14 protein-coding genes are annotated in these 13849 nt (G+C 68.8%); 4 read left to right on the top strand and 10 right to left on the bottom strand.

What is annotated here, in order from left to right:
* Positions 1–23: 23 nt before the first annotated feature.
* Both ABCR83_RS19540 and ABCR83_RS19535 read right to left on the bottom strand, forming a co-directional pair.
* Entirely contained in the window at positions 24–1070 is a 1047-nt protein-coding gene (locus ABCR83_RS19540) for a S66 family peptidase (RefSeq protein ID WP_462696355.1), read from the bottom strand.
* A 130-nt stretch (positions 1071–1200) separates the two neighbouring features.
* Positions 1201–1782 (bottom strand): TetR/AcrR family transcriptional regulator, encoded by a 582-nt coding sequence (locus ABCR83_RS19535; RefSeq protein ID WP_462696354.1) that lies wholly within the window; start codon positions 1780–1782, stop codon positions 1201–1203.
* Positions 1783–2025: 243 nt separating this feature from the next.
* Between ABCR83_RS19535 and ABCR83_RS19530 the strand changes: the two genes are divergently transcribed.
* From ABCR83_RS19530 to ABCR83_RS19515, 4 genes are all read left to right on the top strand, one after another.
* Positions 2026–2376 (top strand): antibiotic biosynthesis monooxygenase family protein, encoded by a 351-nt coding sequence (locus ABCR83_RS19530; RefSeq protein WP_462696353.1) that lies wholly within the window; start codon positions 2026–2028, stop codon positions 2374–2376.
* Between the two features lie 256 nt (positions 2377–2632).
* The gene (locus ABCR83_RS19525) at positions 2633–3058 is read left to right on the top strand and encodes a DUF4267 domain-containing protein (RefSeq protein ID WP_462696352.1); all 426 of its coding nucleotides are present in this window, start codon (positions 2633–2635) and stop codon (positions 3056–3058) included.
* 275 nt (positions 3059–3333) lie between these two features.
* A complete protein-coding gene (locus ABCR83_RS19520; protein WP_462696351.1) occupies positions 3334–3702 on the top strand; it encodes a hypothetical protein in 369 nt (122 codons plus the stop codon).
* A 43-nt stretch (positions 3703–3745) separates the two neighbouring features.
* Positions 3746–3961: a hypothetical protein gene (locus tag ABCR83_RS19515; protein ID WP_462696350.1), complete on the top strand. Its 216-nt coding sequence runs from the start codon at positions 3746–3748 to the stop codon at positions 3959–3961.
* A gap of 19 nt (positions 3962–3980) precedes the next feature.
* Here ABCR83_RS19515 and mnmA read toward each other — a convergent pair whose 3' ends face one another.
* The 8 genes from mnmA to ABCR83_RS19475 form a co-directional block, all read right to left on the bottom strand.
* The gene (gene mnmA / locus ABCR83_RS19510) at positions 3981–5126 is read right to left on the bottom strand and encodes a tRNA 2-thiouridine(34) synthase MnmA (RefSeq protein WP_462696349.1); all 1146 of its coding nucleotides are present in this window, start codon (positions 5124–5126) and stop codon (positions 3981–3983) included.
* A gap of 17 nt (positions 5127–5143) precedes the next feature.
* On the bottom strand, positions 5144–6313 hold the full coding sequence (locus ABCR83_RS19505) for a cysteine desulfurase family protein (protein WP_462696348.1): 1170 nt from the start codon (positions 6311–6313) through the stop codon (positions 5144–5146).
* 77 nt (positions 6314–6390) lie between these two features.
* Positions 6391–7050: a trimeric intracellular cation channel family protein gene (locus tag ABCR83_RS19500; protein ID WP_462696347.1), complete on the bottom strand. Its 660-nt coding sequence runs from the start codon at positions 7048–7050 to the stop codon at positions 6391–6393.
* Between the two features lie 49 nt (positions 7051–7099).
* Complete coding sequence (locus ABCR83_RS19495; RefSeq protein ID WP_462696346.1) at positions 7100–8542, bottom strand: M1 family metallopeptidase; 1443 nt, start codon at positions 8540–8542, stop codon at positions 7100–7102.
* A gap of 89 nt (positions 8543–8631) precedes the next feature.
* Complete coding sequence (locus tag ABCR83_RS19490) at positions 8632–9648, bottom strand: ABC transporter ATP-binding protein (RefSeq protein ID WP_462696345.1); 1017 nt, start codon at positions 9646–9648, stop codon at positions 8632–8634.
* Between the two features lie 29 nt (positions 9649–9677).
* Positions 9678–10760 carry an ABC transporter ATP-binding protein gene (locus ABCR83_RS19485; RefSeq protein WP_462696344.1) on the bottom strand — a complete coding sequence of 361 codons (1083 nt, stop codon included), beginning with the start codon at positions 10758–10760 and terminating at the stop codon, positions 9678–9680.
* Complete coding sequence (locus tag ABCR83_RS19480) at positions 10757–11755, bottom strand: ABC transporter permease (protein WP_462696401.1); 999 nt, start codon at positions 11753–11755, stop codon at positions 10757–10759. The genes ABCR83_RS19485 and ABCR83_RS19480 overlap by 4 nt, the downstream gene beginning before the upstream one ends.
* A gap of 113 nt (positions 11756–11868) precedes the next feature.
* Positions 11869–13653: an ABC transporter substrate-binding protein gene (locus ABCR83_RS19475; protein WP_462696343.1), complete on the bottom strand. Its 1785-nt coding sequence runs from the start codon at positions 13651–13653 to the stop codon at positions 11869–11871.
* Positions 13654–13849 lie beyond the last annotated feature (196 nt).

The raw sequence follows: 13849 nt of genomic DNA, 5'->3' as shown, positions 1-13849 counted from the left end.
CGGCCGGAAGTACGAGGAGTCGGTCAGTAGGTCACCGTAATGCCCCGTGCCGGGCCGTCCACCCGCACCGTACCGCCATAGGGGATCACCAGTTGTGGATCGGTGTGGCCGAAGTCCACGTCGAAAACGGCCATGGTGTCCGGGGCGTACACCGCCAGCGCGCGCAGCACCGCTTCGCGTTGCTGGTCGGCGTAACGCCGCTTGGCCTCGGCCTCGTTGGGCTGTGGAAAGGACCAGGCCTTGGCGCGGGCCATCAGCAGCGCGGGGAAGCGGGCCAGCAGGCCGCGCTCGCCCATGCTGCGCAGGATGCGGAACACCTCCTCGGCGGAGGGCATCTCCTCGGAGGTTTCCAGGAACAGGATGTTGCCCTCGTAAGCGGCGGGGTCGCGCTCGATCTCACGGTCCGCCATCAGGAGCCAGGAGAGGATCTCCAGGTTCCCGCCCCAGGAGCGACCCTCGGTCACCCGCTCGGGCCGGTGCCAGATCCAGCCGTTGGCGGGCTGTGCATCGGGCTCCGTGGCGAAGGTGGCCGGGTCGGCCCAGTCACGGTCGGTGTCGCGGTAGCGCTCGGCGGGGCGCAGTTGATAAGGGCCCGAGGTGAACAGGGCTGCGCGGAGGGAATCGGCAGTCATCGGGTGAAGGGCGTATGGGCGGCCGAGCTCGGTCATCACCGAGGCGCCGTGGTAGCCGACGATGCCGAGGTTGCGCAGGAAGAGCAGCAGGTTGGTGTTGTCGCTGAAGCCGAAGAAGGGTTTGGGGTGGGCGCGGATCAACTCTCGGTCCAGCAGCGGCAGCACGGTGATCTGGTCATCCCCTCCGATGCTTGCCATCACCGCCTTGACCGTCGGGTCGGCGAACGCGGCATGGATGTCGGCCGCACGCTCCCGCGGGCTCGCCCCCGCCTTCCGCGTCGCCGGGTACTCCACCGGCTCCAGCTCGAACTCCTCGCGCAGCCGCTGGAGTCCCAGCTCGTAGGGGCGCGGGAAGATCGCGGGCAGCCCGGCGGACGGTGAGATGACGGCAATGCGGTCGCCGGGCGCGGGCTTGGGCGGGTAAGCGGGTGGTCGCATGCGGGTGAGGGTAAGGGGCCTGGCTGCCGCCAATCGACTCCATTGAGGGCCCCCGCCGTGACCGAGGTCGCGGTGGGGGCTCTCGACGCGTTCTTCAGGGCGTCGTCCAGGGCGTCGTCCAGGGCGTCTTCTAGGGTGTCGGCGCGGTGAGATACCGCTGGATCGTGGGCCCGAGCCAGTCCACGATCTCCTCGCGGCCGAGCGCCACGCTCGCCGGAAACCGCAGCACATAGCGCGTCAGCGCGAGCCCTAGCACGGTCGAGGCGCACAGCGCCGCCCGCGCCGGCGCCTGCTCCGGCTCGGGGCCCACCCGGCGGGCCAGCGGGATCAACTGCTCACGCAGCACGCTCTGCATGCGCTCGGCGACGGCCGGGTCGGTGACGCCGACCCGCATCAGCGCGGTGAGCTCCCCGTTCTCCTCCCACAGGGTCAGGAAGTGGCGCACCAGCGTGCGGCCGATCTCCTCGCGCGGTTCGACGGACAGGCCGGGCAGCCCGGGGTCGATCGCGACGGCCGCCGCGAACAGGCCCGCCTTGTTGCCGTAGTAGCGCATCACCATCGACGGGTCGATCTTCGCGTCGCGCGCGATGGCCCGGATGGTCGCCTTCTCGTAGCCGTCCGCCGCGAACCGCTCGCGGGCCGCGGCGAGGATCGTGGCGCGGGTGGCGTCGGAACGCCGTGCGGCCTGTTGGTTCTCCGTGGTGCCGGTCATGCCAACAAACGTAGGCCAACAAGTGTTGACAGTCCAGGGCTGTGGCTCTACGTTTGCCAACAAGCGTTTGCCAACAGGCGTTGGCAAGGTCGCAGTCGCTGGAGGCCTTGGTGTCACCGGCGATGTCCCTTGAGTGACCGTCAGATCTCCTCGTGCCACAGGTAGTGAGCGTCGCCGGATCCAGTACGGCGGTGGCCGGCCTCAGCGCTGTGGGACAACCGATAGCGAGAGGAAGTACCGAGGATGGCCAAGCTGCAGAGCCTGGACCCGAATACGCCGATGTTCGCGCAGTTCAAGGAGCAGACCGGGCCCATCGTCCTGGCCAACACCTTCGTCGTCCCGAAGGAGAGGGCGGAAGCGTTCCTGGCCCTCTTTCGGAGGCAGGCGGAGTTCATGAAGGCTCAGCCGGGATTCGTCTCCCTGCAGATGCACAAGGGAACGGCGGACAGTCGGCTTCTGATGAACGTCGCGGTCTGGGAGTCGACCGAAGCGCTCGCCACGGCGTTCGGCAGCCCGGAGTTCCAGCGCATGGCGGCCGAGTTCCCCGACGACATCGTGTCGTACCCGCACATCTTCGAACAGATCGACGTATGACACGGCAGCTGTAGCCGGGGGGAGGGCAGCCGGAGAAGCCCTGCCCTCCCCCCGGGCAGTCACGCATCCATGCACCATGCCGGGTCGTCAGGGCCGCCGAGCACCCCACCACGCGTGGCCCCTCCTCGCACCGGTACGCGACATCTGGCACGTCATCGGCCGCCCTCGCTGCGCCCGCCACATCAGCCGTGTCCGCGACGCCTGACCAGGACCCATACGACTCGCCAAGCTCACAAAACTCGCAAGGAGAAGAACAATGTCGCTGAAGAAGATCAACACCGTCCTGGCCGCCGCCTTCATCCTCTTCATCCTCTGGTTCGGAGGGGAGTTCATCCTGAGCCCGGAGACGACGGCGCCGGGCTTCGGCCTGTCGAGCCGGCTGTCCGGCGACGGCGGCGGCTTCCTGATCATCAAGGGAATCCGCGACGTCGTCCTGGCCCTGGTCCTGGGCATCCTGCTGGTGACGGGCCACCGCCGGGCGCTGGGCTGGGTGCTGCTGGTGGAGGCCCTCGCCGCGTACGGCGACATGACCACCGTGCTGGCCCACCACGGCTCCGTGGCCACCGCGCTCGGCGTCCACGGCCTGACCGCGACGCTGATGGTGGTCAACGGCCTGCTGATGATGCACGAGACCCGCAAGGTCGCGGCCGCTCCGGCGATGCCCGCCCCGCAGCCCGCCTGATCCCACCTTGGCGCGTGCCGGTATTCGCGTGTCGGTCTCCTCGCCGTCGGCACGCAGTTGGGCCGGGTAGGTGCCGGGGCCCTGTGGGGCCACTCCGCCCGGCCGGGCAGCTCGAGATCGATCAGAGGTACGGTCGTCCACGGGTCACGCCCGGTGGCGACCTGACCGCAACCGAGCAGGGCCCGCCCCGATCGGTCCCACTCGCTGCACTCCGGCGCATGCTCAAGGCCGGTCGATAGTCTGAGGTCTCAGCCGATCCAGGAGGCGACTTCCGTATGAGCAGCCAGCCTGTGCACCACCACGACGGGCCGTTGATCCCCATGCCCGAGCTCAACCTGCCCTCGTTGCGCCGGGCGGTGGCCACAGTGGCGCCCTCCAGACTTCCCGAGATGATCGACGAGATGCAGGAGGCATTCGATGCCGCCGGCAAGGACGGCCGTATCGGCGCCATCCGCCTCTTCTACCGTCGGTGGGGAATCGTCGTGGCCATCGAGCGCGATCCTGAACGCTCCGCTCGCTTTCATGCCGCAATGAGAACCTTCCACACCGCCACCGGGGACGAACAGCAGGCTGCCGTCATGGAGATCGCAGACATCCTGCACACAGCAGAGCGTGAGGTGGAGGCCCTGGAGTCCGCCGGGTGAGCGACTGGAGCTGGGAGTACTTCACAGACGGGTCGACAAGGGTATGGAACCCGCCCTTCGGACCGAAGTCGAGCGGCTCGCGACTCAGCTCGCCTCGGTCAATTCCATGACCTTTCTCGACGGGCCCGCGTATGCAGCAGCCGGGCCCGGCGTGCGGATCGCTCTCGGATCCATCGCCGACGGCCGGACTGTCATGGTGCACTACATCACCGACGTGCGCGGGGAGCGCATCGTCATCACCACCGTGAGCTGCGCTTGATGCCTCGAGTGGCGGGACCTCACCCCCCAACCCCCGCCCCGGCCCGCTCCGTTGCCGCGATCGTCGCCGAGCCGACCACCCGGGTGCCGTCGTAGAGCACGATCGCCTGGCCGGGGGCGACTCCGCGCACCGGCTCCGTGAAGCTCACCCGCAGTTCCGTGCCGTCCACCAGCTCCGCCGTGACCGGGGTCTCCTCGCCGTGGGCGCGCAGCTGGGCCGTGTAGGTGCCGGTGCCCTCCGGTGCGATGCCGCACCAGCGGGGCTTGATCGCGGTCAGGGCGGAGACGGCCAGCGACTCGGCGGGGCCGACCGTGACGGTGTTGTTCACCGGGGAGATGTCCAGGACATAGCGCGGCTTGCCGTCCGGTGCGGGGTGGCCGATGCGCAGGCCCTTGCGCTGGCCGATGGTGAAGCCATAGGCGCCGTCGTGGGTGCCGATCCTGGTGCCGGACTCGTCGACGATGTCGCCCGCCGCCTTGCCGAGGCGGGAGGCCAGGAAGCCCTGGGTGTCGCCGTCGGCGATGAAGCAGATGTCGTGGCTGTCGGGCTTCTTGGCCACGGCCAGGCCGCGTCGCTCCGCCTCGGCGCGGATCTCGTCCTTGGTGGTGAGGGTGTCGCCGAGCGGGAACATGGCGTGGGCGAGCTGCTTCTCGTCCAGCACGCCCAGCACATAGGACTGGTCCTTGGCCATGTCGGAGGCGCGGTGCAGCTCGCGTGAGCCGTCCTCACGCACCACCACCGTGGCGTAGTGGCCCGTGCACACCGCGTCAAAGCCCAGGGCGAGGGCCTTGTCCAGCAGGGCGGCGAACTTGATCTTCTCGTTGCAGCGCAGGCAGGGGTTGGGGGTGCGGCCGGCCTGGTATTCGGCGATAAAGTCCTCGACCACGTCCTCGCGGAAGCGCTCGGCCAGGTCCCAGCAGTAGAAGGGGATGCCGATGACATCGGCGGCCCGGCGGGCGTCGCGGGAGTCCTCGATGGTGCAGCAGCCGCGGGCGCCGGTGCGGAAGGACTGCGGGTTGGCGGAGAGAGCCAGGTGCACGCCGGTGACATCGTGGCCCGCTTCGGCGGCACGGGCCGCGGCGACGGCCGAGTCCACGCCGCCGGACATGGCGGCGAGCACGCGGAGGCGGCGGCCGCCGGAAGGGAAACCGGAGAAGTCGTTCATAGCCCGTCCAGGGTAAGTCAGGACAGGCCCGCCGAGCGGGCCCGTTCGACCACCGGGCCAATGGCCTCCGTCACGGCCCGGACGTCCGCCTCGGTGGAGGTGTGGCCCAGGGAGAAGCGGAGCGTGCCCCGGGCGAGGTCCGGATCGGTGCCGGTGGCCAGGACGACATGGCTGGGCTGGGCGACACCGGCCGTGCAGGCGGAGCCCGTGGAGCACTCGATGCCCTGGGCGTCCAGCAGCAGCAGGAGCGAGTCGCCCTCGCAGCCGGGGAAGGAGAAGTGGGCGTTGGCGGGCAGCCGGCCCGCCGGGTCCGGGTCGCCGCCGAGGACGGCGTCGGGGACGGCGGCCCGTACGCCGCGGATCAGCTCGTCCCGCAGGGCGCCGACCTCGCGGGCGAAATCCGCGCGCCGCTCGGAGGCGAGCGCAGCCGCGGTGGCGAAGGCGGCGATGGCGGGTACGTCCAGCGTGCCGGAGCGCACCTGCCGCTCCTGGCCGCCGCCGTGCAGCAGCGGCACCGGCTCATAGGAGCGGCCGAGCAGCAGGGCGCCGATGCCATAGGGGCCGCCGATCTTGTGGCCGCTGACGGTCATGGCGGCCAGGCCGGAGGCGGCGAAGTTGACATCCAGCTGGCCGACCGCCTGGACCGCGTCCGCGTGCAGCGGGATGCCGAACTCGGCCGCGACCTCGGCCAGTTCGCGAACCGGCAGGATGGTGCCGATCTCGTTGTTGGCCCACATCACGGTGGCCAGGGCGACATCGGCGGGGTTGCGGGCTATCGCCTCGCGCAGGGCACCCGGATGCACCCGCCCATGGGAGTCGACGGGGAGGTACTCGACCGTCGCGCCCTCGTGCCGGGCGAGCCAGTCGACGGCGTCCAGCACCGCATGGTGCTCGACCGGGCTGGCGAGCACCCGGGTACGGGCCGGGTCGGCGGCCCGGCGCAGCCAGTACAGGCCCTTGACGGCGAGGTTGTCGGCTTCGGTGCCGCCCGCGGTGAAGACCACCTCGCTGGGCCGGGCACCGAGCGAGGCCGCGAACCATTCGCGTGACTCCTCGACGGTGCGGCGGGCGCGCCGGCCCGCGGCGTGCAGTGACGAGGCGTTTCCGGTGACGGTGAGCTGAGCGGTCATCGCCTGTACCGCTTCCGGGTACATCGGAGTGGTGGCGGCGTGGTCGAGGTAGGCCATGGTGCGCACGATTCTACGAGCCGCGGCGCGCGGCCAGACCCCGTGGGTTTGCGTTGGAGCCGGGCCGCACGGCGTCATCAGGCCTCTTCCGCGGCCGCGCTGCGCCGGTGCCAGGCGCGCGGTGCCCGCCAGTGGTAGCGCATCGCCAGCAGCCGCAGCACAAAGGCGGTCAGGACCGGGAGCCCGCTGGTCGCGCCGGAGAGCGCGTCATAGCGGATCAGCAGGGCGGCCAGTGCGGCGCCGACCATGGCGGGCACCGCATAGAGGTCGCGGTCCCAGCGCAGCAGCGAGGGCACCTCGTGGGCGAGTACGTCGCGCAGCACCCCGCCGCCGACCGCGGTGGCCAGTCCCAGCGTGGCGGACTGGGTGAGCCCGAGGCCGTGCCCATAGGCCTTGACGGTGCCCGTGACGCAGAACAGGCCGAGCCCGGCGGCGTCGCAGACCCCCACGGTCATGGTGATCCGCTCGACCTCGGGGTGCAGGAAGAAGACGATCAGGGTGGCGATCAGCGGGGTGATGAAGTAGCCGAGGTCGCTGAAGGCGGCGGGCGGTACGGCACCGATGACCAGGTCCCGGAACAGCCCGCCGCCCAGCGCGGTGACCTCCGCCAGCACGGCCATGCCGAAGACGTCGAAGTTCTTCCGGACACCGAGGAGCGCGCCCGAGATGGCGAAGACGAAGATTCCGGCGATGTCGAGCCAGTGCTGGACGGAGGGGCTGAACAGATCGGTGAGCACGCGACATTCTTACTGACATTTCCGGCACGGCACGCGTGCCCGCCAGTGACTACCGCAGGGCGGGCTTGGACGGGGTGGACAGCCAGGTGTGGAAGAGGTCCCCGAGGCGCTGATGGGAGACCTGCTCGGCGAGCGCGATGAACTGTTCGGTGCCGGCGTTGCCATAGCGGTGCTGGGCGGTCCACAGCGGGAGCAGCCTGAAGAACGCCTTGTCGCCGATGCGCTCGCGCAGCATCTGGAGGGTCATCGCGCCGCGGTCGTAGACCGCGCCGGAGAACATCGTGTCGCGCTGTGGGTCGGCGACGTCGATCTTCCAGAAGGGGGCCTCGGCCTTGATGCCGTCATAGGCACGCAGGAAGGAGTCATGGGCGCTGCGCCTGCCCTTGTGCTCGTCCCACAGCCACTGGGCGTAGCTGGCGAAGCCCTCGTTGAGCCAGATGTTCTTCCAGCGCGCGACCGAGACCGAGTCGCCGAACCACTGGTGGGCGAGCTCGTGCACGATCGTGGTCTCGCTGCGGACGGCGGAGTAGAGCGGCTTGGACTGGGTCTCCAGGGAGAAGCCCGCCTCGGGCATGTCGCCGACGATGGCGCCGGTCTCCTCGAAGGGGTAGGGGCCGAAGATCTTCGACCAGTAGTCGGTGGCCTCGGCGGTGACGCCGTAGACGTCGACCTTGCCCTTGTTGGGCAGGCTCGGGTCGATGGCGGTGTAGATGGGGATGCCGCCCGGGGTCCGTCCGGTCCGGACGTCGAACTTGCCGATGGTGGCGGTGGCGAGGTAGGTCGCCATGGGCCGGTTCTCCCGCCAGTGGGTGACGGTGTCGGCGCCGCGGTTCCGGGTGGAGATCAGCCTGCCGTTGGAGACGGCGGTCAGGCCCTTGGGGGCCTTGATGGTGATGTCGAAGGTCGCCTTCTCCGAGGGGTGGTCGCTGGAGGGGAACCAGGTGGAGGCGGCGTTGGGCTCGCAGCCGACGAAGACGCCGTCCTTGGTCTTCATCCAGCCGTATTTGGAGCCGAAGATGATGGGGCCGCTGAGCGGCTGGGGTATGCCGCCGTAGGTGACGGTGACGGTGAAGGCGTGGCCCTGGTAGAGGGCGTGCCGGGGGCGGATCACCAGTTCGTCCCCGTCGCGGGTGAAGGCGGCCCGCCTGCCGTTCACCTCGACCGAGCTGACGTTCAGCTGCTGCAGGTCGAGGTCGAAGGAGGAGAGGTCCTGGGTGGCCCGGGCGGTGACGGTGGTCCGTCCGTCGAGCCGGCCGGTGTCCGGGGCGTAGGCGATGTCGAGGTCGTAATGCGCCACCTGGAAGCCGCCGTTGCCGAGGCCCGGGAAGTAGGAGTCGCCGATGCCCGGTGCCCCGGGCGTCGGGTGGTGGCGGGAGGATGCGGGGGCGGGGGCGGCCGAGACCACACAGGCCGAGGCCGCCGCGATGGAGAGGGCGAGGAGCTTGGTGGATCGTGCGCGCGCTCTGAACGAGCGGGAGGGTGCGAGTCCCACGGGCCGTCCCTTCAAGGGTCATTACGACTCGCGGAATCTGCCCCCTCCCCTCCCGTCATGCACATGCCTTTATCAAGTTGTCACGTTTTTCAGGCTGTTGCTTCCGCTATTTCCTCCGGGTGGTGGCAGGCCACCTGGTGTCCGGTCTCCAGGGCGATCAGCGGCGGCTCCTGCTGCTTGCACACCTCCGTCGCCTTCCAGCACCGGGTGTGGAAGCGGCAGCCGGCCGGGGGTGAGATGGGCGAGGGCACATCGCCCTTGAGCAGGATCCGCTCCCGCTTGGCGCGCCGCTTGGGGTCGGGCACCGGCACCGCGGAGAGCAGCGCCTTGGTGTAGGGGTGCCTGGGCCTGGTGTAGAGCGACTGGCGGTCCGCCAACTCGACCATCTTGCCCAGGTACATGACCGCGATCCGGTCCGAGACATGCCGGATGACCGACAGGTCGTGGGCGATGATGACATAGGTCAGGCCCATTTCGTCCTGGAGGTCGTCCAGCAGGTTGACCACCTGGGCCTGGATCGACACATCCAGCGCGGAGACCGGCTCGTCGGCGACCACCAGCTTGGGCTTGAGCGCCAGGGCGCGGGCGATGCCGATGCGCTGCCGCTGGCCGCCGGAGAACTCGTGCGGATAGCGGTTGTAGTGCTCGGGGTTGAGACCGACCAGCTCCAGCAGCCGCTGGACCTCCTGCTTCACCCCGCCCTCGGGGCTGATCCCCTGCAGCCGGAACGGGGCGCCGACGATGGTGCCGACCGTGTGCCGGGGGTTGAGCGAGGAGTACGGGTCCTGGAAGATCATCTGGACGTCACGGCGCAGCGGCCGCATCCCGCCGACGCCGAGATGCGAGATGTCCTTCCCCTCGAACTCGATCTTCCCGCCGGTGGGTTCGAGCAGCCGGGTGATCAGCCGGCCCATGGTGGACTTGCCGCAGCCGGACTCGCCCACCACCCCCAGGGTCTCCCCCGCGCGCACATCAAAGCCAATGCCGTCCACCGCGTGCACCGCGCCCACCTGGCGGCGCAACAGCCCCTTGGTGATGGGGAAGTGCTTGACCAGGCCCTCGACCTTGAGGAGCACGTCTTTGTCAGGCACCGTTTTGTCAGACACCGTCTGGTCCTTCTGGTCCTTTTGGTCCTTCACAGCTTGGGCGCAATCTCTTCGGTCCAGATCCGGGTCCGCTCCTCGTGCGACATATGGCAGGCGGAGTGGTGCTTCTCCTTGCCCGGCACCAGGCGCAGCTCGGGCCGCTCGGTGCGGGTGACGCCGTCCTTGGGCACGTCGGCATAGGGGCAGCGCGGGTTGAAGGCGCAGCCGGACGGCACATTGATCAGGCTGGGCGGGGAGCCCTTGACCGGGATCAGCCGCTCGGTCTGCTCGCGGTCGATGCGCGGCATGGAGCCCAACAGGCCCCAGGTGTAGGGGTGCTGGGGTTCGTAGAAGACCTGGTCGGCCGGTCCGCGCTCGACACAGCGGCCGCCGTACATCACCAGGATGTCGTCGGCCAGCTCGGCGACCACGCCGAGGTCGTGGGTGATGATGATGACCGCGGAGCCGAACTCCTTCTGCAGATCGCGGATCAGGTCGAGGATCTGCGCCTGTACGGTCACGTCCAGGGCGGTCGTCGGCTCGTCGGCGATCAGCAGGGCGGGGTTGTTGACCAGCGCCATGGCGATCATCGCGCGCTGGCGCATGCCGCCGGAGAACTGGTGCGGGTAGTCGTCGACCCGGCGGTCGGGCTGGGGGATGCCGACCCGGTCGAGCATCTCCACGGCGCGTTTGCGGGCGGTCTTCTTGTCCACCTCGTGGTGGATCCGGTAGGCCTCGGCGATCTGGGAGCCGATGGTGAAGTACGGGTGCATGGCGGACAGCGGATCCTGGAAGATCATCGCCATCTCGCGGCCGCGCATCCGGCGCACCTCTTCGGGGTCGGCGGTGAGCAACTCCTTGCCGTCCAGCCAGATTTCCCCACTGATGCGGGCCTTGCCGCGGCCGTACTGGCCGACGGTGTGCAGGCCCATGATGCCCAGCGAGCTCACCGACTTGCCGGAGCCGGACTCGCCCACGATGCCCAGGGTCTTGCCCTTCTCCAGCCGGAAGGAGAGGCCGTCGACGGACTTCACCAGGCCGTCGTCGGTGGGGAAGTGGATGCGCAGGTCGCGTACGTCCAGATAGGTGGTGGGGGTGGTGTCCCCGGGCACGGGCTCGGGTGCGGTGGTCATGAGAGCCTCACTCGGGGGTCGATCACGGCGTACAGGAGGTCCACCACCAGGTTGGCGATGACCACGGCGGTCGCGGCGACCAGCACCACGCCGAGGATCACCGGCAGATCGCGGTCGCTGATGGCCCGGACCGCCGCCTGGCCGAGTCCGGGCAGATTGAAGGCGGTTTCGGTGAGGATCGCGCCGCCGATGAGCGCGCCGAGGTCCATGCCGAGGATGGTGAGGATCGGGGTCATGGTCGAGCGCATGGCGTGCTTGCCGATGACCACTCGCTCGGTCAGGCCCTTGGCGCGGGCGGTGCGGATGTAGTCCTCGCCGAGGACCTCCAGCATGGTGGCCCGGGTGAGACGGGCGTACATCGCCGCATAGAGGAACGCCAGGGTGACCCAGGGCAGGACGAGCGAGCCGAACCAGTTGCCGGGGTCGTCGGCGATGTCCACATACTCGGATTCAAACCAGCCGAGCTTGAACTTGAAGATGGACAGCGCCAGCAGCGCGGTGAAGTAGATCGGCAGCGAGACGCCCGCCAGTGCGGTGGTCATGGCGGCACGGTCGATCTTGGTGCCCCGCTTGAGCGCGGAGACCACTCCGGTGCTGACCCCGACCAGCAGCCAGATCACACAGGCCCCGCCGGCCAGCGACAGGGTGACTGGCAGCCGGTCGGTCAGGATCGGCCAGACGTCCTGCTCGGTCTTGAAGGAGTAGCCGAAGCACGGTGCCGCGCAATGGGTGCTGGTGCCGCCCCCGGTGTAGTCGCGGCCGGCGAAGATCCCGGTGATGAAGTGCCAGTACTGGACGAGGATCGGGTCGCCGAGCCCCAGCTTCTGCCTGATGCCCTCGATGGACGCCGGGTCGGACGCCTTGCCGACGTACATGGCGGCGGGGTCGGCTCCGGTGAGCTTCGGGATGGCGAAGAAGATGCCAAAGGTCACCAGGGTGACCACGAGCAGCATCACGATGACGGCGAACAGCCGCCTGACGATATAAGCGAACACTGCGGTCGGCCCGACGGCGGCTCGGCGGCGTTGTGCGCCTCCGAGCCGCCGCACGCGGCCCTCACCTGCCCTTCGGGCCTAGCGCCGGGTGTGCCGGTGGAGCGGACGGACGATCAACTCTCGACGCCCAGCGAGCCGTAGTCGTAACGGCCGTTCCAGGAGTCTGCGGTAAAGGCATTGGTCAGCCGGGAGCTGCGCCAGATGATGTTCTTCTCGAAGGTGAAGGGCAGGTACCAGGCACCCTCCATGACCTTCTTGTTGGCCTCCTGGTAGATCTTTCCGGCCTTTTCCGGGTCCAGTTCCGCGATGCCCTGGTCGAAGATCTTGTCGATCGAGGGGTCGCTGATCTCGGGGTAGTTCTGGTTGCCGTTGGGCAGGATGAACCGGCTGTCCGCGACCGGCTGCAGGAAGCCCTGGCCACTGGGGAAGTCGGAGCCCCAGCCGAAGATGATGATGCCGTAGTTCTTGGACTTGACGTTCTTGGGAGCGCCGACGATGCCCGCGGACTGCGCGCCGTCGTAGGGGTCGATCTGGGCGTCGATGCCGACGTTCTTCAGGGATGCCTGCATCGACTCGGCGGTGGCGATCTCCGCGGGCTTGTTGTTGCGGACGGCGATGGTGGTCTTGAAGCCGTCCGGCTTGCCACAGGCCTTGAGCTCCTCCTTGGCCTTGGCCACATCGGGCTTGCCCTGCTTGAGGTTGTAGGGGTCGTAGCTCTGGTCAAAGCCCTTGACGACCGGCGGGATCATGCTGGTGCCGATGTCGCCGCCCGCCTCGGGGCCACCGCGCGCGGTCTGCAGCGAGGTGTGGTCGGCGCCGTAGATGACCGCCTTGCGGCAGTGCTCGTTGTCGAAGGGCGCGACGGACTTGGGGAACGCGGCATAGCGGATGAAGCCGGTCTGCGGGTTGTCGAGGTTGCCCTTGCTGGTCTGGATCGCCTTCTGGCGGCCGGCCGAGCTCATTCCGGTGGCGGCGAGATCGAGGTCGTAGTTGCCCGCGATCAGATCGCTGTCCATGGTGTCGGCATTGGTGGTGAACTTGATCGAGACCTTGTCCGGCAGCGCCTTGCGGACCTGGTCCGAATCCCGGTTCCACTTGTCGTTGCGGACCAGCATCAGGCTCTTGTTGGGAGAGTACGACTCAAACTTGTAGGGGCCGCTGGAGAACGGATGCGAGCCGTACTTCTCCACCGTGTCCTTGTCCTGCCGCACCGGTCCCGCCGAGGGGAGCGCCAGAATCTGCAGGAAGTCACCGTTGGGAGTGGGCAGATGGAAGACGATGGTCTTGTCGTCCGGCGTCTCGACGGCCTTCAGGCCCAGCTTGTCGGGGCTGGAGTCCTTGTAGGGGCCCTGGTACTCCTTCTTGGGGTCCAGGACCTGACTCAGCCAGGTAGGGCCGCCGGAGAGCTTGTCCTGGGCCCAGGTGCGCTCGATGCCGTACTTGATGTCCTTGCTGGTGATGGGCTTGCCATCTTCCCAGGTGATGCCGTCACGCAGCTTGAAGGTATAGGTCTTCTTGTCGGCCGAGACCTGCCCGTTGTCGGTGGCCAGGTCCGGCACCAGGGTGGTGCTGTCCGCTCCGGGCACCGGCTTGGGGGTGATCAGCGTTCGCTGGAAGAAGCCCCGGGAGAAGTCCCAGCCGAAGCCGTAGTAGCCCCGCGTGGGGTCCCAGGAGTCGGCGTCCTGGGTGCTGATGAACTTCAGTTCACCGCCCTTCTTGTCGGACTGGTTGGCGACCTTGCCGACACCCGCATTGAAGCCCGCGGCCTTGCCGCCGCCCCCGCCGCCGCTGCCCTTGTCGCTCTTGCCGCCGCCACAGGCGGTGACTCCGACGAGGGTCGCGACCACCAGTGCCGCTCCCGCGGCCAGTCTGCGCCTCGATTTGCCTTGCGTTGCCACGATGTCGCGACCTCCGTGGTTGTCACGGACCGGGGAACGGTCCGCGGTGGTGGTGAGAAAATCCGGAAACTTGACTCCTGACGAACCGCCAGGGCGGCTCTGGAGGTGGGGGTTTGGCGGCCGGCGCCGCATCAGCCGGGGCTAGTGCCGCGTCAGCCAGGGTTCGCCCCGTCGCGACGCCCGGCACGCCCTCTCG

It is taken from the genome of Streptomyces xingningensis, assembly GCF_054957865.1.
The sequence above is the reverse complement of the archived record's forward strand: the minus strand, read 5'-3'. Positions and strand labels throughout refer to the sequence as shown.

What these genes read in the sequence shown, in the direction of transcription:
- ABCR83_RS19515 (WP_462696350.1), top strand. Translation starts at nt 3,746, where the DNA reads ATGGAACCCGCCCTTCGGACCGAAGTCGAGCGGCTCGCGACTCAGCTC.
- ABCR83_RS19520 (WP_462696351.1), top strand. Translation starts at nt 3,334, where the DNA reads ATGAGCAGCCAGCCTGTGCACCACCACGACGGGCCGTTGATCCCCATG.
- ABCR83_RS19505 (WP_462696348.1), bottom strand. Translation starts at nt 6,313, where the DNA reads ATGGCCTACCTCGACCACGCCGCCACCACTCCGATGTACCCGGAAGCG.
- ABCR83_RS19530 (WP_462696353.1), top strand. Translation starts at nt 2,026, where the DNA reads ATGGCCAAGCTGCAGAGCCTGGACCCGAATACGCCGATGTTCGCGCAG.
- mnmA (WP_462696349.1), bottom strand. Translation starts at nt 5,126, where the DNA reads ATGAACGACTTCTCCGGTTTCCCTTCCGGCGGCCGCCGCCTCCGCGTG.
- ABCR83_RS19485 (WP_462696344.1), bottom strand. Translation starts at nt 10,760, where the DNA reads ATGACCACCGCACCCGAGCCCGTGCCCGGGGACACCACCCCCACCACC.
- ABCR83_RS19525 (WP_462696352.1), top strand. Translation starts at nt 2,633, where the DNA reads ATGTCGCTGAAGAAGATCAACACCGTCCTGGCCGCCGCCTTCATCCTC.
- ABCR83_RS19535 (WP_462696354.1), bottom strand. Translation starts at nt 1,782, where the DNA reads ATGACCGGCACCACGGAGAACCAACAGGCCGCACGGCGTTCCGACGCC.
- ABCR83_RS19540 (WP_462696355.1), bottom strand. Translation starts at nt 1,070, where the DNA reads ATGCGACCACCCGCTTACCCGCCCAAGCCCGCGCCCGGCGACCGCATT.